This window comes from Roseburia sp. AF12-17LB (assembly GCF_003479605.1).
Classification (GTDB): domain Bacteria; phylum Bacillota; class Clostridia; order Lachnospirales; family Lachnospiraceae; genus Roseburia_C; species Roseburia_C amylophila.
Genome location: NZ_QUHR01000011.1, coordinates 17,931 through 44,615, shown reverse-complemented (window position 1 = coordinate 44,615; position 26,685 = coordinate 17,931). Strand labels below are relative to the sequence as shown.

The following is a 26,685-nucleotide window of genomic DNA, read 5'->3' as shown; positions in this document are numbered from 1 at the left end:
CCTGCCACCTACACTTTCTCATGAATTGGCTTACCAAGAATACCGGTAGGCTTAACCAATAACACAATAATCAACACGGCAAAAACGATAGCATCGGAAAGCTGTGAAGAAATATAAGCTTTTCCTAAGATTTCGATAATACCAAGAAGGATTCCTCCGATAAATGCTCCCGGAATGGAACCGATTCCACCAAATACAGCTGCAGTAAATGCTTTGATACCAGGCATAGCGCCGGTATATGGAGTCAGTGTCGGATATGCTGAACACAGTAACACACCTGCAATTGCCGCAAGTCCGGAACCAATTGCGAAAGTAAGTGAAATTGTCCCGTTAACATTTACCCCCATAAGCTGTGCTGCATCCTTATCCTCGGATACTGCCAGCATTGCCTGTCCTGCTTTTGTCTTTTTAATAAAAATCATCAGACCAATCATGATAACAATACATGCCAGGACTGCCACTACCGTAACACCGGTTATGGTAATTCCGCCAATCTTAATATTCTGCAGTGGAACCACAGAACTAAAGGATTTGGTATCTGCACCAAATATCAGTAATGCAATATTCTGCAACAAATAGCTGACACCAATTGCGGTAATCAATACTGCCAGTGGAGATGCCTTACGCAAAGGCTTATATGCCACTTTTTCAATTATCACGCCAAGCACAGTGCAGACTACAACTGCAAGGATTACGCTCAAAAGCGGGTTCATGTTCATGCCGCTCATTGTCATAAATACGACATAGCAGCCAATCATGATAACATCACCATGGGCAAAATTCAGCATCTTAGCAATTCCATACACCATGGTGTAACCCAGTGCAATGATTGCATAGATGCTGCCAAGGCTGATACCGTTGATTAAATACGTTATGAATCTCATAACAACACCTCTTGCTTTCTCTTAGAATATATACCTCTATAATACATAAAAGGGGCTGCCATTGGCAACCCCTCTTTGGCTTATCTGATAAAATACATTACATTCCTACGTATTCACCATTCTGAATTACAACCGCTTTAGGATCTTTGTTTACTTCACCAGTTGCTGACCATGTCATTCCGCTACCTGTTGCACCATCAATGTTGACTTTTGTAATTGCGTCTTTCAATAAATCACAAATATCAGAAGCACTCATATCCGGTGTTGCATTTGCTTCTTCCAATGCTGCTTTGATTGCATAAATTGCATCATAAGCATCAGCTGCAAACTGGTTTGGTGTATCTTTATATTTCTCTTCATATTTAGAAACGAAGTTTGCAGTTTTTTCATCTTTCGAATCTGCTGCAAACGGTGTTAATAACATAAGTCCTTCTGCTAAAGAAGTATCAAAGTTCTTAACACCTAAGATTCCGTCCATACCGTCGCATCCGAAGAATGTCGGTGCATATCCCATAGAATCTGCCTGGGTTAAGATAATAGATGCTTCTGTATAGTAGATTGGAAGGAATACCAAATCTGCTTCTGCATCTTTTGCTTTCTGTAACTGTGTAGAAAAATCTGTCTTGGAATCTGCAGTAAATGCTTCTTCTGCAACTACCTCAAAGTTCTGGTTTGCTGCTTCTTCTACGAATTTTGCTTCGATACCTGATGAATAGATATCTGAACTGTTGTAAATAATTGCCACTTTCTTGGCAAGGTTATTCTCACCGATATACTGTGCGGATTTTGTTCCCTGTGCAGGGTCTGTAAAGCATACCTGGAATACATTGTCGTTCTTGATTACATCTGTAGATGATGCAGATGGTGTAATCTGGAACATATTATCTGCTGCAGTTAAATCTGCCACAGATACACAAGGACCTGTTGTAACAGTTCCCATTAATACCTGCATACCCCAGTCTTTTAAGGTGTTGTATGCGTTTGCTGCTTTTTCAGGGTCTCCCTGATCATCCTGGAAATTATATTCAATCTGATGACCGTTAATTCCACCGGCTTCATTAATCTCATCGACAGCAATCTGTGCACCGTTCTGAACGGCTGTTCCGTAAATTGCTGCATCACCGGTAACCGGTCCAATTCCTCCGATATAGAATGCATCTTCATTTTTTGCTTCTTTTGAGCCACAACCTGCAAGGCATCCAACTGCCATCGCTGCGACCAGTATTACACTGACTATTTTTTTCTTCATAATAGTTCCTCCTTTAACTCCTAGGTTTCATGTGCCTTATCTTACTACATGAAAATTTGAAAAGCAATACTCATTTTCCCTGCTACTCCTTGATTTTTCTAGGTTTTTCATGCCCTTCACCGCGTTAAAGTACTAAAGACGTATTGATTTTACTAGGTTGATTTATTTTAATATATAACCGCAGGTTATATATCGCATTCCAAACCGGTATAGTTTAAAACTGCTCATAAATAAACGCCGGTGCTGCAGAATCCTTTGCCAGCATAAAATGCATCCATAGAATCATCAGCAGCAGGTAAAAGAAAATCACTTTACCAAGAAATACTGCCTTCTCATTCTGTCTTATCTTTCCAATAAAATTCATAAATCGCTTCATTTAAATCTACCAGTCCTTTCAATGCTGGATGGGAATTATCCTCAAAGTAATACTCCGTATATTCATTTCCACTCAAATCGGCACACTGCACACCATAATCTTCTGCTATGCATCTTATCTTTTCATAAAATACACTCCGCTCTTCTGCCGTCAGCTCCGTATAATCATACCAGTATCCGTTAAAAGGAAGGATTACTACCAAAGGCTCGATTCCCTCCTCCCTGCAAATTGACAGAAAACATTCCAAATCCGAAAATTCCATGGAATCTAAGGTGTACTTCGGATTCTTATGTTTTCCATTGGCAATCAGCGTCTGGTACGTTCCTTTATATACGCTGTCAAACATGCCATAGTCGTTGCCATCCGAAAGCTTATGTCCTTCTGTTTCAGCTTCCTTTCGAAGCTGCTCCCAGGTAGCCTGTGACAGCTTTGCACCACTTTCCTTGCTCTTATGATTACTGATTCCATCCATCAGTGCCTCTGCCATCACTTTATAATTATTCTTTTCTTCCAACAGTACCTTATGAAAATCTGCTTTTTTCTGCTCCAGCCAGCCTGGTTGTTCTGCTGTATTATCATCCTTCGGCTGATACCATTCCCGGTCCTTTTTTACTCTTTCTGACATGGTTTCATTATCTGCCATGATATTTTGCAGTCTGCCATTGATATAATCTTTGGTTTCCTGACTGATATCCGGATTTTCCAGCAATGCAATATATTCTTCTTCTGAAAAAGCAGCTTCAAACGCCGTGGATTTTACTCCATTTTCTTTAAACCACTGGGGCGAAACGATTAATACTGCCTTCTTATTGGCTGCCTGACTGCCCACCGCACCCAGTGTAATGGCATGGGTCAGGCTCTGATACCCTGCTTTTCCCACATAAACAGGATTCATATCCGCACCATCAAAAATCGTATCTCCCTGAAATCCGCTGCCCTGTCCATGCCGCAGCTCCGAAGAACCGAATATCAGCAATGCCTTTTCATCGGCTGCCATCTTCTTTAATGTACTGCCGTTTTGGGATTTTGCATCACTGACCCAGGTGCCTGCTTTTCCCTCTGCCGAAAAACCTCTGCCGCTGTATAAATGCAGTCCCACTATCGTAAGTGCGCATAACAGCAGTGAAACTGCAAATGCTTTTATCGTTTTCATGCTTACTTCTCCTGTGCTTTCGCTTCTACCAGTGCGATAATTTTCTCCGGTGTATCCATATCCTCTCTTGTTACTTCCGATGGTGAAATTACAACACCAAGGTTATCCTCAAGTTCCACCAGAAGTGCTACAAAGCTTAAGGAATCCAGTAAATCCTCTTCAAAAAGATTCATCGTAAGGTCTTCCCGGATGCTGTCATCCTCACATACTTTTTCAATAATATCCAAAATCTTTTCTTTCATCTTATAATCTCCTTTTTCTCTTTCTATTTTTCTTTGCAAACGATTCTGCATCTAAAATTTTTCTTCTATATATAAGTTGGGATAACCTAAATTGTAATAAAATGTCCTGAGAAAATCAGGAAGCCAAACATCACCAGATTTAATGTGATTCCCCATGATGCCAGTGCATACCAGGTTTTCTTCTTATATTTCTTATAGAACTTCGACTTCTTCTGATAGATTTCCGTAACTGCCAGCAATATGCCATGATAGAGTCCGTACAAAATATAATGCACCGTCAGACCATGCCACACCCCCATCACCAGCATATTGATAAGAAAGCCTGCTGCCGCACCATTTAATCTGCTTTTAAACCATTTTTTGTGCATGGATAACATCATAAATCTGGAAAAGACAAAATCCCGAAACCACTCGGACAGGGAAATATGCCACCTTGCCCAGAATTCTTTCATATCCCGGCTGATAAACGGTTTCTTAAAGTTATCCGGTACGCAGATGCCAAGCATATAGCCGGTTCCCACTGCCATCAGACTGTATCCCGCAAAATCAAAAAACATATAAAAACCATAGCTGTATGCATAACAAACCATATTCCCTGCTGTCCGGTTCATGAACTGATTCATAATCTGATAGAAGAAATCCGCAAATACGAATTTATATGCTGCTCCTAAAACAAGCTTCTGTAAACCAATTCCAAACCGCTCAAGATATTCTCTTCTTCCCGGCACATTATGATAATCCTCCAAGAATCTTCTGCTTCGGTCAATAGGTCCGCAGCTAAAGGTTGGAAAGAAGATTAAAAATGCTGAAAAATCAAGGATTTTCACCTCTTCTATGGTGCCATCATAAAGTTCAATGATAATCTGCACCACCCGGAACGTAAGGTAAGAAATTCCGGTAAACTGAAAAAGATTCATCTCCTTTAACCATGGAAGGTCACATAGTTTACATAATGCAAGTGGCAGGATGGAAAGCAGCACAAAACTGCGATAAAATGCTGCCTTTCTTCCATATTTCTTTCTTATGCATTCATATCCTCTGACCAGCATCCATTCAATCAGAAAGTATCCTGCGAAATACGCAAGCGCCGTCAGATTTCCGCCTAACACGCAGACAACCATTACACCGGATACGATAAGGTTATACCAGTGCAGGCTCCTTTCCATACAGCCAAGAATCAATGCGAAAAGCAATAACAGAATCAATGTGCCAAAGAATGGTGCTCCGCTGTAAAAACTCATTCTGCCAGACCTCCAAGATATTTTCGGTCTGCCTTTCCATGGTTATTCATTGGCATGGTTTCGATATATTTTATTTTCTTTGGGATCATATAAACCGGAAGGAATTCCTTCAGACCGTTTTTTACCTGTCTTGAAATCTCAGATGCTTTCTTTCCTGCCATCTGTGCTCCTGTCACAAATGCCGTCAGGCTCTTTACCTTTCCTTCTTCCAGATTCGGCACTACGACAGCATGGTCAATCTGAGGAAGTCTTACCATGTTATTCTCAATATCTTCAATTTCAATGCGGTATCCATGCAGCTTCACCTGCAAATCGATTCTTCCATTATAATAAAGCTGCCCGCCTTTTAAATATCCGGCATCTCCGGTCTTATAACCCCGGTAAGCTTTTCCATCAAGGATACAATGGAAAAATGCCTTCTTTGTCAAATCTGCTCTCATATAATAACCACAGCTTACCGTATCTCCGATAATAACAATCTCGCCCTGTTCTCCTTCCGGCAACACTTTTCCGGCTTTATCCCAGATTTCGATATAAGTTCCTGGCTTTTCATGGCCTACCGGAAGGGATTTGCCCCGGGCAATGGTCTCCTGCAATAATTTCTCTGTTATGGTCACATCTGTGACTGCCACCGTAGATTCTGTCGGGCCATAGGTATTGATAATGACTGCCTCCGGGAAACGTTCCTTTAACTTCTCCACCGTAGCTGTAGTAAGCACTTCCCCACAGAATAAGAAAAGTTTTAAGGCTTTGATCTTTTCCCCACAGAAATTCCGGTCTGCCAGACACATATCCGCAAAGGACGGTGTCGATACCCAGATTTCTATTTCTGACTGTTCTAAGAAGCCCAACATCTCACTATAGTCACTCTGCATCTTCTTATCCATGGTATAAAGCGTTCCGCCACAGACCAGGGAAGTATATAAATCCATTACCGATAAATCAAAAGAAAATGGTGCCTGATTCATAAAATGGGCACCGCCCTTTTCTTCCATGGTGCTGCCTAACTGCACCGACCAGTCAAGATAATGGCTGAGGCAGTCTCTTGTAATCTCTACGCCCTTAGGCTTTCCGGTGCTTCCGGAAGTAAATATGATATACCATACTTCATCTTTGGCCAGAGGCTGTAGCACATCGGTCTCGTTTGTCTCCTGTTTTACGATTTCTTCTATCTTCTCTTTTCCGATTACCATTCCGATTTCTGTCTGATAAACACCTTCTACCACAAAGGTCAGTTCCGGTTCTACGCTTAATACCGTCTCATCCACCCGGCTTACCGGAATGCAGATATCCTGCGGCACATAGCTTCTACCTGCCTTGGCACAGGCAAGGAAGCATACCACCATATACGGGTTCTTATGTCCATATACAATAACCGGCCGCTTACGGTTCTGGCTGTTCTTCGCAATCCATACTGCAAGCCGGTTGGAATATTCTTCTAACTCCTCATAAGTCAGCTTTTGTTCTCTGCTTTGCACTGCACACCGCTTCGGATGTGTCAGGGCAGTTTCTCTGATGTTCTTTAAAATATCCATATCATCCCTCTTTTCTTTTTTCTAGGGACAACTATAGCACAATAAAATCACAAGAATATCACAGTTACGAATTCTTAAAGAACATTAATCTTTGCTTAGGCAGTTCTTAAAGAAATCTAAAACTTTCTACTTGGTTAATCTGTCTCAACAAAGTCCTGCTGCTTTATGAAATACTTTCTTCTCTTACCACGTTATGCTATACTGTGTTTGAAATTTATTCCTGATAAAAGGGAAATAGACAGAAAGAGAGGATTCGATGATGTTAGAATTCAGATATGACACTCAGCTCTTAATTGAAGGGGAAAATCTAAACGAGGATGCAATTAATGATTACTTTACTGAAAATTTCAAAGGAGACTGCCTTCTGGCAGTTGGTGATGAAGAACTGATTAAGATTCATTATCACACCAACGAGCCTTGGAAGGTCTTAGAATACTGCGCAGGTCTTGGTGAAATCTATGACATTGTAGTAGAAGATATGGACCGTCAGGCACGGGGGCTTCAGGGTTAATCTACACTTGACATGAACTGCATTTTTATATTATTATAGTTCTTGTCTTGCGGGCATGGCGGAATTGGCAGACGCGCTAGATTTAGGTTCTAGTGGGAGACCGTGCAGGTTCAAGTCCTGTTGCCCGCAGTCCAACCACAAAAACGGTTCAGGAATTATCCTGAACCGTTTTTTATTATGCCTTCACAGGTATTTCCACTACTGCTTCCCAGTCTCACAGATAGAAGAAAGATTTAAGCTGTCATAAATCACATGGCTTTCTTCTTCTGAAAAATCTCCCCGCAATGTCAGAACGAAATCACTATATTCCGTAATCATGTGGGCATAGGTAATCGTATAGCCGCTGTCTGCTGTTTGACTGGTAATGGTCAGTGTCACACCATCTGCTGTGGTATAAGTACCGGTGCTGTCATAAGCTTCTTTAAAAATATAATCATCCTCATTTGTTATATCCGATACTTCATACTGGATAGACACCGCCTGACTGTCTCCCTTCCGGTAACTGGCAAAGAATGCTCCCCGGGAAAAAGTGTCTGCATCCCTGGAATCATAGCAAAGCTGACAGGCTTTTTCACTCCAGAGTGTTGGATAATTTGCTTCTATATAAGAAAGGTCAATGCCAATATTCTGGTCTTTAAAAGCATCGCTTAATTTCGGATAGACATAACCCACCTCTATTTTGCCATCAATCTTTTCTTCTGCCTTCAAGCTCCATAGATCATCCTTGGTTCCTTCGGTAACGGTTCCAACGAAATCAGAAGTTTGAATAAATTCCTCTGTCCGGTCGGTCACCTTGCTGTCTGCAAAATCAAGATTTTCTCCTGAAAATTCTTCATAATGAATCGTTGTCTCTGTGACATTTTCCATAAATTCCGTTTCATTATCAATAATAGCAATCTGTTTTTGTGCAAGGATCCGCTCTGCCGCATATACACCACAGCCGGTGACTAAAACAAGAAGTGCCACAGCCGCTGCTGTCTGTGCCATTTTCCATGGTTTCTTCGTTTCTTTCTTCCGCATAGGTACAACCTCCTTTTGGGTTGACTGGTTTAAAATCCTCTCGTTGAGTTCTTCCGAGGGAATATCAGTTGCTATAAGGGAGTTGTGTAATAAATCATCTAAGGTTGGTTTCATATGATAAAATCCTCCAATTCCTGCTTCAGATATCTACGTGCACGCATCAGTTTACTTTTCACATTACTGATAGAGAGGGACAGCTTTTCTGCAATCTCAGCCACCTTGAAATCTTCCATATAATATAGAAGAATCACGATGCGAAGCTGCTCCGGCAATTTGTATACAGCCTTCCACACGGCTTCCTGCTCTTCTTTGCTTACCATATGCTGCTCTAAATTTTCATCTGCCGAAAATGCTTCCAGTCCCTGCTCCTTCGATATGGGAATCTCCGCTGCGATTCGCTTTCGCCAGGCAAATTTCCGCTTCCGGTTCTGCCAGAGCTTTATGGTAATTCCAAGCAGATAGCTTTTGACATTTCCCTCTTCCTTCCAGTCCTCCTTCTCACACATTGCAAGAAAGGTATCCTGATAGAGTTCTTCTGCCTGTTCCCGGTTCTGTGTCAGCCGGATACAAAAAGAATAGATGTCCGTTCCGTATGCCTCAATGTAATGTTCCAGTAATTGTTTGTTCATGTTTCCATTCTCCCAGACCGCGCCGTCATTTGTTTTGGGATGTTTCCCTTACACCTATATATTGTAATAACAGAAGAAACGGTTGCAGTGAAAGTTATTTTTTATTCTCCCACATGACGAATCCGCTCTACCAGAGTGCCATCTCCTTCCATAAATCTGCCTGCTGCCAACGGTACGAAAATGCACAGTGCAAACAGTGTCACTATCATGACAACCACCGGAATGACAGGAATGGAAAATGCTACCTTATGATAATTCATCCGCTGAAACAACAGCACATCAATGCCAAGTCCCACCGTTGCCGTCAGGAAAAGCGAAATTCCCGCATAATACATCCCTTCTGTCAAAAGCAGCCTGCGCTGTTGTTTTCCGGTCATGCCAATGCTTTCTAATATTGCAATTTCCCGCCTTCTGCCGGATATACTGCCAAGCTCTGTATTAATATAATTCATCACACCGATAAATCCCAAAACTATAGCGATTCCCATTCCTAGCTGCCACATCTTCTGTTCTGCCGGCTTCTGCTCTTTGATACCCTTTAACTTGCTGCTCCAGGTAATATTTTTTGCATCCTTAGATTCCTGTATCAGCTCTTTGACTTTCTTTTCTGTTTCCTTATCGTATTCCTCGTCATAAATCACCGATACCTTGTATGTCCACAGGCTCTCTGCCTTATCCTCTAAAAAAGAGTCACTGACTAAAATTATAATCGTCGGTCCCATAGCATTCGGGCCAAGATACGGACTGTCATCCTCCTGTATTCCCGCAACAGATAAACTTACCTCGCTGGGTCCACGATATGGGCTGTCATCCTTCTGCAGCCCTGCAACAGATGTGCTGTATTTCTTTGTTTCCTGCCCCGGAAAATAAAAGCTTATTTTCTTATTTTTGACATCCGCATTGGTATATCCCATATATTGCTGGCATAAAAGGCAGCTTTCCCCTTCCAAAAATGATTTTTCATCAATTGCCGTTTCGTTCTGCTGATTGATATAATGAAATGTTTTTTCATCGATTCCAACCACCAGCGCCATAAAATCTTCCGGATTCTGCTGATATTCTTCTCTTACATCGTCATATTTTATATACATCCACTGGTCATAGAAATCACGCATCCACTGATCCGAAAAATCCGGCTCCCAGGGTACGACGATTGTACTGTAATCTAATTTGTGGATTTCCTTTACTCCATCTATTTTGGAAAGTTTATCACAAAATGTGTCATCGAAAGACTGTTTCCAGTCTGATGTATCAGCCACCATACTCTTATTGGTCAGTTCCATATCAGCATCCATATATTGTAACTCTGCCGTCCGTTTGCTCTGACTTCCCGCCAGCGTTACCACACATAGAAATACAGTCAGACTGGTTGATAGCGAAAGGATGACAAGGATTGTTTTCTTCTTCATACGGCACAGCTGCTGCCATGCCAGACGGTAAATAATATTTTTCCCGGTTCGTTTTTTCTTTCCGGTATAGACTACCTTCGAAGTCTGATATCCCAGTGCCTCCATGACAGAAATGCGTTCTGCTACTCTTACCGGCTTACGGCTGGCAATATAGACGGTTACTGCCATAATAGCAATCGTCAGCACCAGAAATTCCGGTTTTATCGTTACAGCCATCTTTTCTGAGCGAAGTCCCAGTACCCGGATTGTTCCGGGAATCACAAGATAGGACGTCAGAAATCCTAAAACTATTCCCATTAAAATTCCGATTCCACTTAGAATAATCTGTTTCTGCCACAACAGCCGGTGCATCTGGCTTTCTGTCATTCCAACAGCACGAAGCAATCCATAATAGCGGATATTATCTTCTATGGATAAATACATGATATTGTAAATCAGTAAATAGGCACTGAGGCAGGTTAACATAATGATTCCTATCATTCCAAGAAAAATTCCCTTTACCTTATCACAGTCCCACGTTGTCTGAATGTTCTGCTTCCGTTCCAGATTTAATTCTTCTTTCAGCCGGTTCTCTATCCGGTCTGATGCAAACCAGAAGCGATATTGATAGTAGAGAATGCCACAGCCATAGTCTGCCTGGCTGTAGCCTGCCTGTTCAAACACCTCTTCCGTCACGAAACAGTTGGCAGTTTCTTCATAGTCATCTATGATGCCCGTAATTTTCATGGGCTTTTCTACCTGGGTTCCATCTTTCTTCTGATAGCTTAAAAGCAGCGTATCTCCAATTGTAAGATTTTCCAACTTCCGCTTTTCCAACAGCGTCTTTGTAACCATCACCTCATCGGCTGTCTCAGGATACCTTCCCTCCTGATGCAGAATGCCGGGCTGATGCATTTTCTCCCGGTAATTTTTATCCTCATATATGATAGAAATATTCTTTTCACCGATGTTTCCCAGCATAAATTCTGTAATTCCAACTACCTCAATACCAGGATCTGCTTTTACTGTTTCTTCCTGCTCCTTTGTAACTCCACCCATCAGAATTCCATCATAGAGTTCCCCCACAGAATGCAGCCGCCAGACATACTGCATATGCATGTAGGAAGCCCCTGTCTGCATAACCGTAAACAGCATCAGCACCGCCAATACAATTGCCACAAGATACAGGCTGTTTTTCTTTCTGTTGCTCCTTATGGAACGGACTGCCATCTTACGGATGACAGCCTGATTATTATTTTTAAGCATAGAGCTTTCGTTCCTTCCTGATTTTCCCATCTTCCATGTATACAATCCGGTCTGACAACTGCGCCACGTCCATGTCATGGGTAATCAGAATTGTAGTCTGCTGATATTTTCGTGCCACTGTTTTTAACAATCCCATAACATCATGGCTGGTCTGTGTATCAAGATTTCCCGTGGGTTCATCCGCTAAGAGAATAGCCGGCTTATAGGATAATGCCCGGGCAATTGCTGTTCTCTGCTGCTGACCGCCGGATAACGTACCCGGCAGTGCATCCCGCTTATCTTCTATTTTCAGTTGCCTTAACAATTCTTCTATATATGCCTTGTCCACATAACCTCCATCCAGCTCGATGGGCAGCACAATATTCTCATACACACTCAAATCAGGAATCAGGTTATAGCTTTGAAATACTACACCAACCTTCCTTCTTCGAAAGACTGCCTGCTCTTCCCTCGTCATTGATGCAAGGCTTTTCCCATCAATATAGACTTCTCCGGATGTTGGCACATCCAATGCTCCTAACATATGCAGCAGCGTACTTTTCCCGCTTCCGGACTTTCCGGTGATTGCCACAAATTCTCCCTCTTTTACGGTAAGGTTCACTCCATCTAAGGCCTTTACCGTATGGGTTCCCAACGGATAATATTTCTTTAACTCCTCTGTCCGTACTACTTCTTTTATTTCATTGGCAGATAAATGCAAAATTCTGCCCCCTTTCCACTTTCTGAATGCACTTCCATATAGCCGTCCTGCATCGTCACAATCTTTCGTGCCAGATACAGACCAATCCCGATTCCATCCTCATCATGGACTTCCGGTTCCCGGTAAAACCTTTGAAAAATCTGTGCCTGATGTTCCGCAGGGATTCCCCTTCCGGTATCCCGGATGCTGATTTTTCCAAAAACCTCCTGTTCCATTACTGAAATATAGATGCTTCCCCCTTTTGGAGTATATTTCACTGCATTCTCTAAAAGATTAAAAATTGCTTCCTGTGTCCACTTGGCATCGCAAAACAGTTTCAATGTCTCCGGGCAGTCCACATGGACAGAAATCTCTTTTGCTTCCGCTCCCGGTACCACTGCCGCAACCGCTAGTCCTAACACTTCAAAAATCTTTGTGTCCTTTTCACATATTTCTATGATTCCGGTTTCCAGGCGCGAAAGCTTCACCAGACTCTGCATCAGGAAATCCAGCCGTTCTGTCTGTTTTATCAGCTTTCCAATACACTCCTGCCGCCGCACCTTATCTTCCTGTTCCTCTTCTAAAATTTCCAGATATATTTTAATATTCGCCATTGGCGTTCTACCCTGATGGGAAATATCAGAAATCAACTCTTTTATCTGTTCTTTTTCCTTATGGCTCTGTCGGTTCTTCCTGTTCCAAACATCCATAAGCTCCTGCAAATCCTGATAAATCTTATCCCAAAGGCTGTCCTTAAACTCCGCTTCATTTCCAATGTCTTCGCCTGCTTTCATCAGCGTCAGACACCGCTGTAGTTCTTCCGTAAAATCATAGATTTCCTTCTTCTGCCGATACAGTCTGACTAGAAGATAACTTATCACAATGCCACAGCCTGCTATTATTCCTATCGCAACCATTGATATCCCATCCCATATACATTTGAAATATATTTGTGTTCCGCATCCTCTATCTTTCCACGGAGCCGGTTCACATTGACTGCCAGTGTGTGTCGGTCCACATATGCTTCATCACAGTCCCACAATTGCTCTAACAGCACATTATAAGAAAGCAGCTGTCCTGCATGTTCAATAAATAAGCGTAACATCCGAAATTCTGTAGGTGTTACCATGCACTCTTTCCCCTCTATTTCTACCTTGACCCGGTCAAAGTCTATCCGCAGATATCCATCTTCATAAATATTTCTTGGATTTTCCGTCTCCCGTTTTAAAATGACCGCTATCTTCTTTAGCAGAATATGTATGGAAAATGGCTTTGTCACATAATCCTCTGCTCCCAGTTCATACCCGGATAATACATCTTCTTCCAAATCTCTTGCCGTAAGAAACATGGTCTTCACTTTCCTGCGCTCCATAATCCATTTACAAAAGCCAAAGCCCTCTCCATCCGGAAGATTTACATCCAGTATCATAAGCGAATATTCCTGCTGCAAACCCGCAAGCTTTGCCTCCTGAATGGAATAGGCACTTTCTGTCTCATACCCTGCCTGCTGCAGTGCAAAGCAAATTCCCTGGTTCAGTTCCCGGTCATCTTCCACTACTAATATTCTATCCATCTTCCCTAAACATCCTTTTTCTTATCTGTTGTCATTCGTTTTTTTCTTTTCTACTTTTCCCCGGTTCATTCCTATGTCTCATTATACAAATGCTTCCTACGTCGCGCAACGAATAGATTGTCACAGTTTTGTGATAAATGATTGAGGATAGAAAAAAGCAGGAATTACACTTTCATAATCCTGCTTTCTACTTTATCAATATTTCTTTGTCAATATTTCTTTTTCAATCTTCTGTTATTCTGTTACTTTTTCAATCCTTCCGGAATCGGTCTTCTTTTTGCGCTGAATTCACTTACATCAATCCGAATCACATTGACAATGGATACCAGTTCTTCATTAAAAGTAAAATCGCCTCCGGTCTGGCATTTCATCAAAATGGAAAGTGCCTGCATTTTCTCATTTACATCCTCTACGATAACAGCTTTCCCTTTTCCCATAACACAGGAATAGGAATTACCATACTGACATGCCACCTTTCCTTCAAATGGCACCACATCACACTCCATTTCAAAGCATACCTTCGGATTCTTCTCTATCAAATCATACTTATAACCCTTCTTTGCTCCATGAAGGTAAATCACCATTTTCCCATCTTCATAGGTATAGCCGTAATTCATCGGTAACACATAAGGCTGGTCACCATCCACAAGTCCCACATGCACAATCTTGCAGGCATCCATAATCTTAAGGATTTCATTTATATCTGTTACTTCACGTTCTCTTCTTGTCATGCTTTTTCTCCTCCAAGTACATCAAACATATCTTTCTTTTCTTCTATACACTGTAATAAAACTGCTAAATATTCGTCTTGTTCATTAAACTCTAATTCCATTTCTCCATTTGGATCATAACCAAAAATACCTTCATACTCTTCTCTTGCTTTTTTTAATTCACCTGTTTCTTTTCCATAATACATTATTTCATCTTCCTTTCAATCTTTATATGTTTCTCCAAAGATTTTTGAAAGCCTTCCTAACACCTCATTGTCTTAATCATAAAGCATTCTACCTAATTACGCAAACGCTTCTTTTTCTCCTTTTGAAGATGAAATGAAGACGAAGATATTCAAAAATGCCCTTGAAGATGTGGTGAAGATGAATATTTGGGCTTACTTAGCACTGCTTCCGATTACTCACAAAAATGGCGGAAACACTGTATTTATCAGTATTTCCGCCATTTTTAACTACTGAGACATCGGGGATTCGAACCCCGGACAACTTGATTAAAAGTCAAGTGCTCTACCAACTGTAGGCAACTCCCTTGTAATCAAGAAACTCATATAACTTTTTTATTGATAATTCGTATAACTATCTGTGACTTATCCATAGAATACACTAAAAATCCATCTGTGTCAACTGCTAAATTCTATCTCTCGTATACATCAGTGAGAAACAATTATAGTCCTCATTCTCATCTGGAATGGCTGCAATCTTATCTTTCACCTGTTGTATTCTTGCTTCTAAAAACTCATATGCTTGTCCGATATTAGAGAACTCTGTACTGATACCTGTCATTAAATCTATATCATTTGTAACGGCTTCAAGTACATCAACAACAGTAAATAGCAATGACTTCTGCATTGTTGATTTATCATATTCATCTGTCTGAGTTAATGAGTTCTCTGTAAGGAACTGGATATACTGCTCATCAGAGAAATACTGTTGATTGGATAACTCCATCTTTAATCTGTCTAATACTTTCATGTGTGTCTCCTTTCATTATTATATGCAATAAAAAAGGACTACGGCATTTTACCGTAGACCTCTCTTATGATAATCAATTATTTTCTTATTTCAATATTGAAATCAATTCTCTAAGTTCCTTAATATACTGTTCTATTGTATATTCCTGATTTTCATCAGGATAATTAAATACAGTTTCCCATGTACATACGAATTGATCTATCTTATCATCAAACATTCCAGAATATAATTTAGAAATGCAGATAAGAGCAGCATGAAATGGGTTTCTTTCAAAATGACTTGCTTCTATAATACCACCCATTGACCCTTGACGTGCTCCATTATATAAATTACAAACAATTCCTTCCAAAACAACTGCATCATTATGTGTAATCTTCATACTTTTACATCTCCTTATTACCAATCAGTCCCAATCGCTGTATTTTTTTTCGCCTTGTTTATCTTTCCAATTATTGAAATTTTCAACAGCATCATGTTCTTGTTTTGTCATGTCTTCATTATTATAGTATTTATCAAGACCACTATTCAAAGTATCTCTATACTCATCATCGCTGGAACATGCCGTAAATAAACCCATCATTCCTAAACAAGTTAATGTAAGAACAATTCCTTTGATAAATTTCTTTCTCATAAAAATAGCCCCCTTTCAAATCACTGTACTAATTTCCTAGATGTTATATAAATTGTACCATTAACTGTAGGCATTTTCAATACAATATTTCCGTATTTGTGTATTTTATTACACCACAACAAAAATACTAATTGATACACTATCAGTGAAAGTAGGTGATACAGTTGGTGAATATGGGAGAAAAACTACGATCTCTCAGAACTGAGAAGAAATTAACTCAAAAGCAAGTAGCAGATAGAATAGGATTAGCCATAAGTGCTGTATCTTCCTATGAATCAGGCAGTCGTTATCCTTCATATGAAGCATTGATAAAGTTGGCTCGTATATTCCATGTATCTACAGATTATCTCTTAGGAATTACTGATAAGAGGAATGTGGATGTTACTGGTCTTGATGATGAATCCGTGGAACTGATTTCACAGTTAGTAGATAAGTTGAGGAAGTAAGGTGTCCTGTTCGGGCATCTTATTTTATTTTGGACTTACACCAAATTTGGTAAACCTTGATGGTCGTTTGATGTTTTTGGCAAAGTAAAAATTTTTTCTTTTGGCAGAACCGAATAATTCGGCTCTGGCAATTCCGAAACTTTCGGATTTGAATTATCCCCATATCCTAAAGGGGGCGATATGCCGACTTAGGTTGTGTCAGGTTACACAGATAATGTGTACCCTAAAATTGCTCTGTGGGGATTTTTCTGATTAAGGAAAAAAATTTTTGAAGTCAAGGGGTAACGCAAAAAATTCACAAAAATTTAATATTTTAATTGTCTGACAATAAACCAAATTGTTTTGAAGTTTTTTCAGAAATTCACAAATCTTTAAATAAATTTGCTCTGAATCGTTCCGTCACTTTGCACAAAAATAGCACTGTATTTTCTCCGTATTGCACAACGAACATCTATTCACCACTTTGTACATATTGCACAATGGATTAGTACAGAGCAATTTTACGCTCTATCACCCTACATCTGGTCACATTTAACCCCATTATCGGCTCAAATCACCCCTAAAACGCTCACTTGATTGATAGTCAAGTGAATGTAAGCCAAGGAAATCGAGATTTCTTCTGATTATATCCCCATCTGATACCCCCTAATCCCACGGAAAAATGTGGAAATACCGTAGCACCAGTTTGGAACAGTGTACAATACTACACTATTAACCACTCTTTTCTGCCTGATGAATATAGAATTGTGTCTGATGTATCTACAATCCAGATTACTTTAGCACAGTACAGTGTCATATCGCAAATCAGACCGAATTTATTGTTGGATTTGTCAATTTGTCCAGTTTTGATGCGTTTAGCCACTAAACCAAGTGGTTTGTAAAGCAAAATGCGTCTATATATAGTGTGCATATTTATATTGAAATACCACATATAGACGCTAATTTAACTTCACTCAACTAAAGTTATCCACAATTTATGCTAAGTTATCCACAGAGTTATCCACATTATCAGTGGTTTTGCGCTTTGCCTCCGATTGGAGGCTAACTACATTTTCACCACTCAACCTCTTCTTTTCAACCTCTACATCACTGACAATGTCACTCTTTTCCATAATTGTTTCCTTTGAGATTGCTCCCATTTCCTGCAATGCCTTCAGATTAGCAATCATTTCAGTAGTAGCAACTGGCATAGACACATTATAGATAACATCAACGTCACTCTCTACACTAATGCCCTGCATACTCAGTATCTTCTTAAATCTCTCAAATCTCTCTCTGAATCCAATATTAAGCCACTTCTTAGTCTCATCTGCATTGACCTGAGCCATAGCATACAATATCTGCATAGCAACGGAACTAACATTAGCTATATTGGTACTAGAACCTAACACACTAGGAATACAACTAATATCATTGAGCATCTGTTTAAGGTTATCCAGATACAATTTAATCGTATTATAATCCATAGACGCACTGACTACCTTATAGTCACCTGCATCCAAGTTAAGTACATATCCAACCGCATCAGCAGGAATTGAACTCTCTATTCTCTGTCCGATAGCTACATTCATAGGATTGAGTGAATTAACATAAATAGCATCACCCATCTTGCTCATAATGTCCTCTAATTCGTCAAGGATAGGTTTAATGTCCGTAAGCATACTCATACCATAATTATAATCTTCATCACTGAAATTATGATAGTGGATAGGCAGACCAATAGCCATAGTAGTAGATACTAAATGCTCATCTGCACCCTCATTACTCCAATGCTCAACGTATGTAGGATAATATACATTCCAATAAGTGATACTTGTAAATACATCTGTCCAATGCTCAATGAAAGCAAGATACTCTCCCAACTCATCATACACAGGATAACTACAAGCACTATCAAGCACTTTACTCTTAATCACTCCATTATCAATATATACAACCTCATATGCGTCACCAAACTTATTTACTCTGTCAAGTATCTGATAGTCAACTGTCTCGTACTGACCAAGCCTATAAATATCATTGAATGTATTAACTGTCTCATTATCCTTTGAGCTTAATGAAACCTTCTTTCCAAGCAGAAATGTATCATGGAATCGTAGCACTGTCTTAGCATAATTCAATATAGTCTTACGTGTCCTTAATACCTTACCTTTGTAATAGCAATCTTCTCTGCTTAATACTTTATGTCGTCCTGCAAGATAATCCATGTTGGCTACAACACCTGCAATTCTAGCCACATGATTCTTCTGATTAACTTCTTCCATGAACCAAGTAGCAGAACCATCATACTGCTTATCTATATATTCTTGTATTGTCATATTTCTTCCTTTCTATTTACTGTTACAATAGGGAAAATAGACAATAAAAAAAGCTAGGCATATAAATCTATACCTAACGTCATTAAAGTCCTAAATTCCCTATTCTGTTAATAATTATTCCGATTAGAATGGATACCAGAAACCACTCTTCATGCCCTGAATACAGAGCCAAAATGCTGACACTAAATCGTCATGACAGCCGACAACCGCATTAAATGAACCATTCTCTTCTGCAACAAATGTTTTCATTTCCTCTAAAAGATTATTGCTCATAATACGCACCATGCTCTTGTCAAACCACTCACGAGCATCATTGACTGCAATGTTTTTTGACTTCTGCGTTGTATCGAATCCGACTTTCCATATAGCACGATTATATTCATCATAGGTCTTATACTTAACCATGTTCATATACTTATGCTCATATCTCAATCTCTCAATAACAGAATGACCGCCTGATGCTTTCTCGACACAGAGCAAAGCTTTATTATAGAAGCGTCCGACTGCATTACATATATCTGCATAGAGATATGGCTGTACCTTATTATTATGGAACTCCGCTACTTGCTCACCATCCTTATCCATTACAAACATAGTAGAATAGTCATGTTTACCTCCAAGTCCTTCCGATACGTCCACACCTATGTAATATTTCATGCCGACTCTTGGCACTTTATATATATCAAGTGATTTATTCTGTACATAAGGTCTAAGTATCTGTGGCAGACCAACTATCTTATCTACTTTTAACGGGCTTATTTTTTGGCTCGTTAATGCCTGTTGTAATTTAATGACCTTATTGTTATCAAATACAGATGAACCAGTAGCAAGAAATGATTCTTCTGGTGTACTTGGATATTCCACATGAAATGCGTCAAGTCCACTAATAGAAATTTTATCTCTTCTCCACACTGCTTGTTCTGGTGTCATACCTAACTTAGCGAGTGCTTTTTCTTCCTCATCGTATTCATCCTCAGTAAGCATCTTTCCACCATGTTGTGCCTTATACAATTTCACTGATTCATCGTACTGTGACTTAAATAATGAACGTCCATTTATCCAATTAAAAAAGAATGGTTTAAACGCATTCTCCCCATTCCTTGCTTGTAAAAATAAATTTGAATATTCATTATAGCCATTTGATGTTGACTCAATTATGACTGTAGATGATGATGTAACCGCCTGCATAATAGATTTTAACTGTCTCTGTTGGTCTTTCCAAAACGCAAACTCTGATAAATGCACTATTCCACCAGAGTACGTGCTGCCACGTCCACAATCCTTGTTACCTGCTGTCATACACACAATAGAAGAACCATTCTCAAATGTAAGTGCCTGTCTATTATTCTGTATCAATTTAGGTCTTACCCAATCGGGTAATGAATAGAACTGTTGCTTTAATTTATCAAACACGGCATTGGTACTGGACTGATTATGTGATATAAGCACACAGTTAGTATTTGGATTTACCACACATGCCCTAATACTGAGGGCTACTGTTACTACAGAAATTCCCAACTGTCTTGACTTGCTTATGATATTCTGATGAGCCAAATTCTCAACAAGTTTTCTCTGTTCATCAGTCAAGATAAAAGGAACAATATTTCCATCCTTATCAGCAATCTTAATAAAGGTTTCTATCCATGCAATCTTGTTTTCGTCTTTCCATAACCAATTTAATTTCTTGGCAGTATCTAAACTAATTGACATTGATATTCACCCCCTGTAAGAGCTTACCAATCTCATCTTCTGTAGATTTATCAACGCTCATCTTGTCCAGAATCTTATCCATCTCATCAACATACTTGGCACTGTTCACGTCACCGCTTAATGCTTTCTTATTCATCTCTTGATACCTTTTCATAAAGTTATAACGCTTCATATACTGCAAATAGATAATCATTGCTTTCTGAACATCATCACGAATGAGCCAGTTCTGTTCTGCAAAATCTTCTGTTTTATTCCCACCGCTTTTACTTCTAAAGTTAGCATCTGATTTACAAAGTTCATCCCAACTGATTCTTTTATTCGGATCAGAGTAATACCAACAAAGATATGACGCAAGATAATTAGGAACAACCTCTGTTAATGCTTGCATAATTGTCTTTTCCTTAGTCATGATATACCTCTCTTTCCTTATTAAGCATCAAGCAAATATCCTTTATATCTATTTGTGTCTTTGCATATGTCAACTGACGCTTTAAATCTTCAACCTCATCTTTTAATTTTTTGTTCTCTGCAATTAAATCTTTCTTTCTCATTTTATGTTCCTCACTTTCTAAAACTATTCCAATACACTCCAATTGGAGTGCAATGAAAAAGGATGCCTATGCAATAGACACCCTATCAAATAATCTGTTTTCTTCTTCCGTTAATCCATCAGTGTTTCCATTTTGGGAAACGTCATCCAATAAAAAATCCTTTAATTCATTATCAAGTACCGCTAAATCAAGTGACGTTCCATCATCAAAGTCCTCATCAAAATGTGTGAATAATAATTTCTCAATAGCCACTATATCAGTAGCATCTTCCCAAGAGTCATAAGTCATATGAACATTTCCATATTTATCTTTCCACTTCTTATTGAGTAATTCCCGGCGACTCACTCTGCGAATAACATTTGTAACGGCTGTTGCAAGACCGTCTTTATCACAGTCCTGATTGATTGTATCTTCTATCATATCAATTTCGATTGCACGATAATATGATTGAATACTATGTTCATCATCTACATGACAACTATATTTATATTCTTCATCAATACGCACGTTGAGAATATCCCACACAGGAACAACATTCAAATCATTATTCATAAAATCATCAAACTCATCCTTAATCTCCGGCTTTCTATTTATACACATAAGTAATCGTCTACCTGCCATCTTCTGACTGAGATTGTAAGCATCATTGAGTTCATTACAATACTTCTCTTCAAGACCATGCACTGTATCATTCAACTCATCTGTGAATATATTTCCCATGCGACCACGTTTATTCATCTTGTAATAGAACTCATAACCATCTATGTACTTGACTAAATTTTTCTTAGCCATGACCTCTAAAGCTTTTAAGAATATATCCTTTGTATGCTTTCTAATAATTCCCATGTACTCACGAAATAATCTCGGCTTAGAGATATGATACTCAGCACAAAATGTCGCTAACTCTTCATCTGAGCCAAACTGTTCAACATATATATCCCTATCCATTAAGTCAAGACCTGCACTGCCGCAGAACCAGTGAGTTAATGTCATATCAGTACCAACATTAAATTCTTTTTCGCTTGCAATACGAAGAAGATAATCCATCATAGGTGTAATATTCTTCTTATTATTACTACCACCATTGTTCTGAACTGATGGCTCGACCAAATCTTTCAACTGCTTTGTAAAGATATATGACTTCTTCTCCTTGTGAGTTTTCTTATTTATAGGATGATAAAATTCAAATGAAGATTCTATCTCTTTGATTTGTGCTTTCTTGCCATTACCACCTGAATAATTTTTCCATCCTAATAATTCACACAACTGTTTGTATGTGTATTCTGTATTTAATATAATTTCCTTCATTTAATAATCTCCTTCAAGTTAATATTTCATTTTGTTTTCGTTGTTCAGCCAACGAGTAAATAATGGATTGCTTTCGTCTTTATCAAACTCCCAAACCCATTTACCTCTACTGAAATAAATATCTAATGGCTTTAATCCATTCTCAAAATAAAAACCTGCTTGTACTGGATTGATAATTTTTACTGTCTTCATTCTTTAATTCTCCTTTTTGTGTTTTGTTTGACATATTGATTAGTTCGTGCTAACGCACTCACTCTTGTCGCATTTTGATTTTCCATTTTCGACCAGTCAGAAAGTACATATCTATTACTCTCTCTAATATGTGTGTTCTGAGTGGACGATTTTGGAAAGTTGTAGGTACGAGTGGCATACGCCTGTGTTGTTTTCTTCACTTGGTTTCCATTAAGAAATGTGTTTCAAAATGTAAGTTGAGATGTGATAAAACTGGACACGCAAGTGGACAGTTAATGAATATGTATCTTCCAAGTGAAAAATTGCAAACTTCTCTTTCTTACTTCAAGGAACGGATGCCCGACAGGGCAGACGATTATTCCTTTAAGTGATAAAGATAAATTTGATTCAATTTTGAGCCACTTATATATTCTCCAAAATTCCATCTTCATTCTTGAAAACGAATACACTTCTCTTATGATCTACATCCATCTTATCTGGCTTAATATCCACAAGCGTATAACCCATCTTCAATAAAGTTCTTGCTTTCTTCGCTGTGAAAATTATCACTGTATCTTTCTCTTTCATGAATCTTGTTCCCCTTTCTGTATGATTTATATACTTTCTCAAACTCTCTGTTGTTTAAGTCCTTTGTCATTTCATATAAATATTCATTCATCTTTCTGTGTCCTTTCTTTTGGGAGGATTAGACTCTACTCCAAATGGAGAAGAGTCTAAAAAATATTAACTATGCAAAAAATTTAAGGAGTATTATGGAAATACTCTACCTAAATCGGTAGCTAATTCATCTGCTCAGTAATAGAGTCAATAGCTCTTTCTATATTATTCTCCACTTTAAATAAGAATACTGAGCGTTGCTTGTTCTTCTTGTCTGCCTTGACGTGAGTTATTCTGTACCCACGTCTCAGCAATTCATTGGCTACATATCCACTGAATATATAGCACTCTGTTTTATGTTCATTTGAATAATTCATTACATCACCTGTTCTGAAACTGCTACTGCATATTTACTTGTCATGGCATAAGAAAAAGGATTGTCACAAATAGATTTAATACTACTTGGAAATCCTTGTATGTTTACGATGTTGTCTTTATATATGCCATTACGATAGAAGTCCACTTCTGGTAGCTTGATTTCTATGTCAGTGTTCCACCATAAAATTTCATTTACTGCTTCAAGGTCTATGTCAGTGCATAACTTTTTATCTTCTACCCAAATCTTGCTACGACCTTTTACTAAGCCTAGCTCTCTTTTAAATTTGTTAAAATCTTCCTTTGTATGACTGCGCTCAAACTCTAATAATTCCGGCAGATCAAGTACCTCATTTATCCAATACTCATGTATGCCCACCCATCTTTTATCTGTGTAAAAGCCAGCGTCACTTGAATCTATTGCTATGAGCAACATCATTAGTTCATCTGTTAATTTTTCTTTTGGTAAATCATATAAAGACCATAGAAGTAATACAGTTGACAGATTATACTTCTTGCAGTATTTCTCTCTGTAAATGTTCTGCACTCTGTTTAAATTGATTGCTTGTGGATTTATTTCTTCGTGATATGTAAACTGTGTAAGATGATTGTCGAAACATTTTCCCTGTGCTTTAGCAAAGTCTACACCAATCTGTTCATTATCTGTATCAGCGATTTTATAATAGCAGTCAAGTTTCTGCTTATCTTTTTCATGCACTTTATTGTCATTAAATATAAATGCACTTTCAATGTTCCAACCTTTAATCTGTTTTAAGATAGCGCATGATAAAAGTGAATCTAAATCGTCTGTTAATGTAAGACCAAATTTATCTGTGCCATCAATCCATTCGTTTCCTTTTAATAATTTCTGTCTATATTCTTCCTTCATTCTGTTTACCACAGTGAGATAACTCACCATGATAAAAGAAGAAGGTGTAATAACTAAATATCATATAAGTTATCTCACCTTTCCTTTCTACCTGTTTTTGGTTACTGCGTTTATTTATACTGGTTATCGTTTTCCAGTTTCTTTGTGATTTTTTCGCACAGATTTGTGCGTAAGATTATTTATGATTTTCATAGAATTCCATGACCTTGTTGTATAGGTCTGGATATAAATTGATTTGTTCCTTTTCCCAACGACATATTGTGCTCTTATTACATTCCGCAAATGACGCAACTACTTGTTGAGAAATTTCTTTGTATCTTCGCCATATGCGAAACTCTTTTCCTGTCATTGTTGCACCTTCTATTCCTTTTGTTCCTTATAAATTATGATCTGACAAGTCGTACCAAGCCCAGTCCATAATCTCTTCTGGAATCCATTCATCTCCATCAAGCCATGCCTGTGCAAGTTCTTCTGCATACTCATAAGCGTTCTCTTCTACAGTGTCCCAATCTATTAAGAGTTCTACATTAATCTCTTCTCCGAACATTGCAAGGATTTCCGCTTCTTCTTCTGCACGTTCTCTTTCTTCACGGTACGCTTGTGTGTACGGATTAGAATATCCATCTAATGACTGATACCGACAACCTTCATCAGCAAGTCCCCATTCCTCAATCATATCGTCTATGGAAGAGTGAGCATCTATGATACTGTTGAATCGGTCTAATCCCCATCCACCACCGTCATAGGATTGTCCACCTGCTTCACGATAAGCACCAAGAAATGATGCGTTTTGTGCTACTGATTTGACTGACTTACCGCCAAAAATTCTGCTGAATAATCCCATTACTCATCACCCGACTTCTTTTTCCTAGAGGTCTGATTACATCGTGGCTCATGTGGCAGTGGCTTTCCAAGACCGTAGACACAGTTCAGATAAGCTTCATATGTTTCTTCGCTTGGCACTTCTTTATTCTGTTCAATATAAATGATGTACCTCTTAGATACATTACACCAATCAGCCACTTGCACTAATGTCTTGCCCGACCTCATTCTTAATCTTTGTAATACTGTTCCGTCTAACATTTGTCTTGTCCTTCCTTAAAAAGGGCAGTGTCCTAAATGGACACCACCCCCACTAAGTCAAATTATTTTCCTACTTTCTCACGAATAACAACGATTCCTGACTCATCAATCACACCGCAAGCGTATGTATCTGAGCAGTAAATTGTATTAAGTCTCTTAGAAGCGTCACGAGCAACCTCAGAGAATGGAGTCTCTTTTGGAATAATGCCAAGAGCATCAGTTTTGATGATAAACATTACTGGCTTGCTTGCTTCTACACATCTGTCAGAGAGGTATACGTTGATTCCAAGGAATGAACCAATGCAATCACCACGAACGATACCATTACCTGCCTGTGCAGTTGTTGTTGTTGATTTCACGAATAACTCCATGCCGTAGAAGCTCTTAGCAAAAGCAGAATGTGCTACGATACCTGCTCCTGCGAAGTCCTCGACATTTCTGTCGTCACCAAACAGACCAAGAGCGTCAAGTAACTCATCCTGTGTAATCACACCGCTTGTAGCTACTGTTGCCTTGAATGGAGCTTTAAGTGCTTCTGTGATACAGTCAGCATCCATTTTTCTTGCGATTGCTGTGGACTGATTTTTTGAAGCGTTCTCAATAGAGTTGAACATCTCAGTTTCAGAATCGAAATCATAGATGTCATATGCAGGTGCTGCGATTGCTTTGATTGTAAAGCTCTTTGTCTTTGTCTTAAGATTTGTTGCTGACATAGCAGTACCAGGAGTCCAATCAGTTGCATCTCCATCATACACGATTGAAGGTACAGTAAGTGTCTCGCCCGGCTTACCCTGTAAGTCACCAAGTACCTTTGCCATATTTGCTACGTGGCACTTTCCTGCAATCTTTTCCTGTACAAGTGCTGAGTATACTTCTAGAATAATCATGTTTTTATTTACTGCGCTAGTTGTTGTATTGTTAATTGTTGCCATATAAATTCACCTTATTAACCTTTCATGTTTTGTTTAATTTCTGTTACATCATTTTTGATAGTGTCCAAATCAGATTTGTATGTATTTAATACGTTTACAAATTCTGAATTAGTTTTGGTCAACTCTTCATTGACCGCCTGTGCTTTGCCAAGATACTCATATAACTTATCCTCTCGCTCTTTGTTCTGGTCTTGCTGACTCATC

32 protein-coding genes and 2 tRNA genes are annotated in these 26,685 nt (G+C 39.0%); 3 read left to right on the top strand and 31 right to left on the bottom strand.

Features of this window, described 5'->3' with window-relative positions:
- Positions 1-8: 8 nt before the first annotated feature.
- The 7 genes from DWV68_RS12145 to dltA all read right to left on the bottom strand — a co-directional run bounded on the left by DWV68_RS12145 (position 9) and on the right by dltA (position 6,680).
- Entirely contained in the window at positions 9-884 is an 876-nt protein-coding gene (locus DWV68_RS12145; protein ID WP_117698527.1) for a branched-chain amino acid ABC transporter permease, read from the bottom strand.
- A 97-nt stretch (positions 885-981) separates the two neighbouring features.
- Positions 982-2,133, bottom strand: coding sequence for an ABC transporter substrate-binding protein (locus DWV68_RS12140; RefSeq protein WP_117698526.1), 1,152 nt, complete (start codon positions 2,131-2,133; stop codon positions 982-984).
- Between the two features lie 214 nt (positions 2,134-2,347).
- Positions 2,348-2,497, bottom strand: coding sequence for a teichoic acid D-Ala incorporation-associated protein DltX (locus tag DWV68_RS12135; RefSeq protein ID WP_117698525.1), 150 nt, complete (start codon positions 2,495-2,497; stop codon positions 2,348-2,350).
- Positions 2,466-3,662 carry a D-alanyl-lipoteichoic acid biosynthesis protein DltD gene (dltD, locus tag DWV68_RS12130; RefSeq protein WP_118665929.1) on the bottom strand — a complete coding sequence of 399 codons (1,197 nt, stop codon included), beginning with the start codon at positions 3,660-3,662 and terminating at the stop codon, positions 2,466-2,468. Before dltD ends, DWV68_RS12135 begins: the two co-directional genes overlap by 32 nt.
- A gap of 2 nt (positions 3,663-3,664) precedes the next feature.
- On the bottom strand, positions 3,665-3,904 hold the full coding sequence (dltC, locus tag DWV68_RS12125; protein WP_117698553.1) for a D-alanine--poly(phosphoribitol) ligase subunit DltC: 240 nt from the start codon (positions 3,902-3,904) through the stop codon (positions 3,665-3,667).
- Positions 3,905-3,990: 86 nt separating this feature from the next.
- On the bottom strand, positions 3,991-5,145 hold the full coding sequence (dltB, locus tag DWV68_RS12120) for a D-alanyl-lipoteichoic acid biosynthesis protein DltB (RefSeq protein ID WP_118639760.1): 1,155 nt from the start codon (positions 5,143-5,145) through the stop codon (positions 3,991-3,993).
- Positions 5,142-6,680 (bottom strand): D-alanine--poly(phosphoribitol) ligase subunit DltA, encoded by a 1,539-nt coding sequence (dltA, locus tag DWV68_RS12115; RefSeq protein ID WP_118665927.1) that lies wholly within the window; start codon positions 6,678-6,680, stop codon positions 5,142-5,144. Before dltA ends, dltB begins: the two co-directional genes overlap by 4 nt.
- Positions 6,681-6,939: 259 nt before the next feature.
- Here dltA and DWV68_RS12110 point away from each other — a divergent pair, with 259 nt between their 5' ends.
- On the top strand, positions 6,940-7,191 hold the full coding sequence (locus tag DWV68_RS12110; protein ID WP_117698552.1) for a kinase to dihydroxyacetone kinase: 252 nt from the start codon (positions 6,940-6,942) through the stop codon (positions 7,189-7,191).
- Positions 7,192-7,240: 49 nt separating this feature from the next.
- A tRNA-Leu gene (locus tag DWV68_RS12105) sits at positions 7,241-7,320 on the top strand.
- A 69-nt stretch (positions 7,321-7,389) separates the two neighbouring features.
- On the opposite strand, the gene DWV68_RS12100 is transcribed toward DWV68_RS12105, so the two are convergent.
- The 12 genes from DWV68_RS12100 to DWV68_RS12045 form a co-directional block, all read right to left on the bottom strand.
- Entirely contained in the window at positions 7,390-8,211 is an 822-nt protein-coding gene (locus tag DWV68_RS12100) for a hypothetical protein (protein WP_117698521.1), read from the bottom strand.
- 110 nt (positions 8,212-8,321) lie between these two features.
- Positions 8,322-8,840, bottom strand: coding sequence for an RNA polymerase sigma factor (locus DWV68_RS12095; protein ID WP_118639757.1), 519 nt, complete (start codon positions 8,838-8,840; stop codon positions 8,322-8,324).
- Positions 8,841-8,941: 101 nt separating this feature from the next.
- On the bottom strand, positions 8,942-11,494 hold the full coding sequence (locus tag DWV68_RS12090; protein WP_158575695.1) for an ABC transporter permease: 2,553 nt from the start codon (positions 11,492-11,494) through the stop codon (positions 8,942-8,944).
- Positions 11,487-12,194, bottom strand: coding sequence for an ABC transporter ATP-binding protein (locus DWV68_RS12085; RefSeq protein WP_022243468.1), 708 nt, complete (start codon positions 12,192-12,194; stop codon positions 11,487-11,489). Before DWV68_RS12085 ends, DWV68_RS12090 begins: the two co-directional genes overlap by 8 nt.
- The gene (locus DWV68_RS12080; protein ID WP_022243469.1) at positions 12,170-13,090 is read right to left on the bottom strand and encodes a sensor histidine kinase; all 921 of its coding nucleotides are present in this window, start codon (positions 13,088-13,090) and stop codon (positions 12,170-12,172) included. The genes DWV68_RS12085 and DWV68_RS12080 overlap by 25 nt, the downstream gene beginning before the upstream one ends.
- Entirely contained in the window at positions 13,078-13,746 is a 669-nt protein-coding gene (locus DWV68_RS12075) for a response regulator transcription factor (protein ID WP_117698517.1), read from the bottom strand. Before DWV68_RS12075 ends, DWV68_RS12080 begins: the two co-directional genes overlap by 13 nt.
- 242 nt (positions 13,747-13,988) lie before the next feature.
- Complete coding sequence (locus DWV68_RS12070) at positions 13,989-14,477, bottom strand: pyridoxamine 5'-phosphate oxidase family protein (RefSeq protein ID WP_117698516.1); 489 nt, start codon at positions 14,475-14,477, stop codon at positions 13,989-13,991.
- Positions 14,474-14,662, bottom strand: coding sequence for a hypothetical protein (locus DWV68_RS12065; RefSeq protein WP_117698515.1), 189 nt, complete (start codon positions 14,660-14,662; stop codon positions 14,474-14,476). Before DWV68_RS12065 ends, DWV68_RS12070 begins: the two co-directional genes overlap by 4 nt.
- Before the next feature lie 271 nt (positions 14,663-14,933).
- Positions 14,934-15,004: transfer RNA gene (locus tag DWV68_RS12060), tRNA-Lys, on the bottom strand.
- Between the two features lie 100 nt (positions 15,005-15,104).
- Positions 15,105-15,449, bottom strand: a complete 345-nt coding sequence (locus tag DWV68_RS12055; RefSeq protein ID WP_118559058.1) for a hypothetical protein — start codon at positions 15,447-15,449, stop codon at positions 15,105-15,107.
- Positions 15,450-15,534: 85 nt separating this feature from the next.
- On the bottom strand, positions 15,535-15,828 hold the full coding sequence (locus DWV68_RS12050; RefSeq protein ID WP_118665925.1) for a hypothetical protein: 294 nt from the start codon (positions 15,826-15,828) through the stop codon (positions 15,535-15,537).
- Between the two features lie 24 nt (positions 15,829-15,852).
- On the bottom strand, positions 15,853-16,080 hold the full coding sequence (locus DWV68_RS12045; protein ID WP_118665923.1) for a hypothetical protein: 228 nt from the start codon (positions 16,078-16,080) through the stop codon (positions 15,853-15,855).
- 173 nt (positions 16,081-16,253) lie between these two features.
- Between DWV68_RS12045 and DWV68_RS12040 the strand changes: the two genes are divergently transcribed.
- The gene (locus tag DWV68_RS12040) at positions 16,254-16,526 is read left to right on the top strand and encodes a helix-turn-helix domain-containing protein (RefSeq protein WP_243089567.1); all 273 of its coding nucleotides are present in this window, start codon (positions 16,254-16,256) and stop codon (positions 16,524-16,526) included.
- Positions 16,527-17,500: 974 nt separating this feature from the next.
- Here the strand turns inward: DWV68_RS12040 and DWV68_RS12035 are convergent.
- The 12 genes from DWV68_RS12035 to DWV68_RS11985 form a co-directional block, all read right to left on the bottom strand.
- Complete coding sequence (locus tag DWV68_RS12035) at positions 17,501-18,733, bottom strand: phage portal protein (RefSeq protein ID WP_330419943.1); 1,233 nt, start codon at positions 18,731-18,733, stop codon at positions 17,501-17,503.
- Between the two features lie 234 nt (positions 18,734-18,967).
- Positions 18,968-20,554, bottom strand: a complete 1,587-nt coding sequence (locus tag DWV68_RS12030) for a phage terminase large subunit family protein (RefSeq protein WP_118665917.1) — start codon at positions 20,552-20,554, stop codon at positions 18,968-18,970.
- Entirely contained in the window at positions 20,544-20,942 is a 399-nt protein-coding gene (locus DWV68_RS12025) for a hypothetical protein (RefSeq protein WP_147404540.1), read from the bottom strand. Before DWV68_RS12025 ends, DWV68_RS12030 begins: the two co-directional genes overlap by 11 nt.
- A gap of 13 nt (positions 20,943-20,955) precedes the next feature.
- Positions 20,956-21,105 (bottom strand): hypothetical protein, encoded by a 150-nt coding sequence (locus tag DWV68_RS14475; protein WP_156454688.1) that lies wholly within the window; start codon positions 21,103-21,105, stop codon positions 20,956-20,958.
- Positions 21,106-21,171: 66 nt separating this feature from the next.
- On the bottom strand, positions 21,172-22,413 hold the full coding sequence (locus DWV68_RS12020; protein ID WP_118665913.1) for a hypothetical protein: 1,242 nt from the start codon (positions 22,411-22,413) through the stop codon (positions 21,172-21,174).
- Between the two features lie 18 nt (positions 22,414-22,431).
- Positions 22,432-22,605, bottom strand: a complete 174-nt coding sequence (locus DWV68_RS14470) for a hypothetical protein (protein ID WP_155176651.1) — start codon at positions 22,603-22,605, stop codon at positions 22,432-22,434.
- A gap of 402 nt (positions 22,606-23,007) precedes the next feature.
- Positions 23,008-23,172, bottom strand: coding sequence for a hypothetical protein (locus tag DWV68_RS14465; RefSeq protein ID WP_155176650.1), 165 nt, complete (start codon positions 23,170-23,172; stop codon positions 23,008-23,010).
- Between the two features lie 406 nt (positions 23,173-23,578).
- Positions 23,579-24,466 carry a hypothetical protein gene (locus DWV68_RS12010; RefSeq protein ID WP_118665909.1) on the bottom strand — a complete coding sequence of 296 codons (888 nt, stop codon included), beginning with the start codon at positions 24,464-24,466 and terminating at the stop codon, positions 23,579-23,581.
- A 376-nt stretch (positions 24,467-24,842) separates the two neighbouring features.
- Entirely contained in the window at positions 24,843-25,310 is a 468-nt protein-coding gene (locus DWV68_RS12000) for a hypothetical protein (RefSeq protein ID WP_118665905.1), read from the bottom strand.
- Positions 25,310-25,549, bottom strand: a complete 240-nt coding sequence (locus DWV68_RS11995; protein ID WP_118665903.1) for a helix-turn-helix domain-containing protein — start codon at positions 25,547-25,549, stop codon at positions 25,310-25,312. The genes DWV68_RS12000 and DWV68_RS11995 overlap by 1 nt, the downstream gene beginning before the upstream one ends.
- 62 nt (positions 25,550-25,611) lie before the next feature.
- On the bottom strand, positions 25,612-26,481 hold the full coding sequence (locus DWV68_RS11990) for a hypothetical protein (RefSeq protein WP_118665901.1): 870 nt from the start codon (positions 26,479-26,481) through the stop codon (positions 25,612-25,614).
- A 14-nt stretch (positions 26,482-26,495) separates the two neighbouring features.
- On the bottom strand, positions 26,496-26,684 hold the full coding sequence (locus DWV68_RS11985; RefSeq protein WP_147404539.1) for a hypothetical protein: 189 nt from the start codon (positions 26,682-26,684) through the stop codon (positions 26,496-26,498).
- Position 26,685 lies beyond the last annotated feature (1 nt).

Excerpts from the sequence above, each read along its gene's own strand:
- DWV68_RS12145 (WP_117698527.1), bottom strand. The coding sequence starts at position 884 with ATGAGATTCATAACGTATTTAATCAACGGTATCAGCCTTGGCAGCATC.
- DWV68_RS12140 (WP_117698526.1), bottom strand. The coding sequence starts at position 2,133 with ATGAAGAAAAAAATAGTCAGTGTAATACTGGTCGCAGCGATGGCAGTT.
- DWV68_RS12135 (WP_117698525.1), bottom strand. The coding sequence starts at position 2,497 with ATGAATTTTATTGGAAAGATAAGACAGAATGAGAAGGCAGTATTTCTT.
- dltD (WP_118665929.1), bottom strand. The coding sequence starts at position 3,662 with ATGAAAACGATAAAAGCATTTGCAGTTTCACTGCTGTTATGCGCACTT.
- dltC (WP_117698553.1), bottom strand. The coding sequence starts at position 3,904 with ATGAAAGAAAAGATTTTGGATATTATTGAAAAAGTATGTGAGGATGAC.
- dltB (WP_118639760.1), bottom strand. The coding sequence starts at position 5,145 with ATGAGTTTTTACAGCGGAGCACCATTCTTTGGCACATTGATTCTGTTA.
- dltA (WP_118665927.1), bottom strand. The coding sequence starts at position 6,680 with ATGGATATTTTAAAGAACATCAGAGAAACTGCCCTGACACATCCGAAG.
- DWV68_RS12110 (WP_117698552.1), top strand. The coding sequence starts at position 6,940 with ATGTTAGAATTCAGATATGACACTCAGCTCTTAATTGAAGGGGAAAAT.
- DWV68_RS12100 (WP_117698521.1), bottom strand. The coding sequence starts at position 8,211 with ATGCGGAAGAAAGAAACGAAGAAACCATGGAAAATGGCACAGACAGCA.
- DWV68_RS12095 (WP_118639757.1), bottom strand. The coding sequence starts at position 8,840 with ATGAACAAACAATTACTGGAACATTACATTGAGGCATACGGAACGGAC.
- DWV68_RS12090 (WP_158575695.1), bottom strand. The coding sequence starts at position 11,494 with ATGCTTAAAAATAATAATCAGGCTGTCATCCGTAAGATGGCAGTCCGT.
- DWV68_RS12080 (WP_022243469.1), bottom strand. The coding sequence starts at position 13,090 with ATGGTTGCGATAGGAATAATAGCAGGCTGTGGCATTGTGATAAGTTAT.
- DWV68_RS12075 (WP_117698517.1), bottom strand. The coding sequence starts at position 13,746 with ATGGATAGAATATTAGTAGTGGAAGATGACCGGGAACTGAACCAGGGA.
- DWV68_RS12070 (WP_117698516.1), bottom strand. The coding sequence starts at position 14,477 with ATGACAAGAAGAGAACGTGAAGTAACAGATATAAATGAAATCCTTAAG.
- DWV68_RS12065 (WP_117698515.1), bottom strand. The coding sequence starts at position 14,662 with ATGTATTATGGAAAAGAAACAGGTGAATTAAAAAAAGCAAGAGAAGAG.
- DWV68_RS12055 (WP_118559058.1), bottom strand. The coding sequence starts at position 15,449 with ATGAAAGTATTAGACAGATTAAAGATGGAGTTATCCAATCAACAGTAT.
- DWV68_RS12050 (WP_118665925.1), bottom strand. The coding sequence starts at position 15,828 with ATGAAGATTACACATAATGATGCAGTTGTTTTGGAAGGAATTGTTTGT.
- DWV68_RS12045 (WP_118665923.1), bottom strand. The coding sequence starts at position 16,080 with ATGAGAAAGAAATTTATCAAAGGAATTGTTCTTACATTAACTTGTTTA.
- DWV68_RS12040 (WP_243089567.1), top strand. The coding sequence starts at position 16,254 with ATGGGAGAAAAACTACGATCTCTCAGAACTGAGAAGAAATTAACTCAA.
- DWV68_RS12035 (WP_330419943.1), bottom strand. The coding sequence starts at position 18,733 with ATGGATTATCTTGCAGGACGACATAAAGTATTAAGCAGAGAAGATTGC.
- DWV68_RS12030 (WP_118665917.1), bottom strand. The coding sequence starts at position 20,554 with ATGTCAATTAGTTTAGATACTGCCAAGAAATTAAATTGGTTATGGAAA.
- DWV68_RS12025 (WP_147404540.1), bottom strand. The coding sequence starts at position 20,942 with ATGCAAGCATTAACAGAGGTTGTTCCTAATTATCTTGCGTCATATCTT.
- DWV68_RS14475 (WP_156454688.1), bottom strand. The coding sequence starts at position 21,105 with ATGAGAAAGAAAGATTTAATTGCAGAGAACAAAAAATTAAAAGATGAG.
- DWV68_RS12020 (WP_118665913.1), bottom strand. The coding sequence starts at position 22,413 with ATGAAGGAAATTATATTAAATACAGAATACACATACAAACAGTTGTGT.
- DWV68_RS14470 (WP_155176651.1), bottom strand. The coding sequence starts at position 22,605 with ATGAAGACAGTAAAAATTATCAATCCAGTACAAGCAGGTTTTTATTTT.
- DWV68_RS14465 (WP_155176650.1), bottom strand. The coding sequence starts at position 23,172 with ATGAAAGAGAAAGATACAGTGATAATTTTCACAGCGAAGAAAGCAAGA.
- DWV68_RS12010 (WP_118665909.1), bottom strand. The coding sequence starts at position 24,466 with ATGAAGGAAGAATATAGACAGAAATTATTAAAAGGAAACGAATGGATT.
- DWV68_RS12000 (WP_118665905.1), bottom strand. The coding sequence starts at position 25,310 with ATGGGATTATTCAGCAGAATTTTTGGCGGTAAGTCAGTCAAATCAGTA.
- DWV68_RS11995 (WP_118665903.1), bottom strand. The coding sequence starts at position 25,549 with ATGTTAGACGGAACAGTATTACAAAGATTAAGAATGAGGTCGGGCAAG.
- DWV68_RS11990 (WP_118665901.1), bottom strand. The coding sequence starts at position 26,481 with ATGGCAACAATTAACAATACAACAACTAGCGCAGTAAATAAAAACATG.
- DWV68_RS11985 (WP_147404539.1), bottom strand. The coding sequence starts at position 26,684 with ATGAGTCAGCAAGACCAGAACAAAGAGCGAGAGGATAAGTTATATGAG.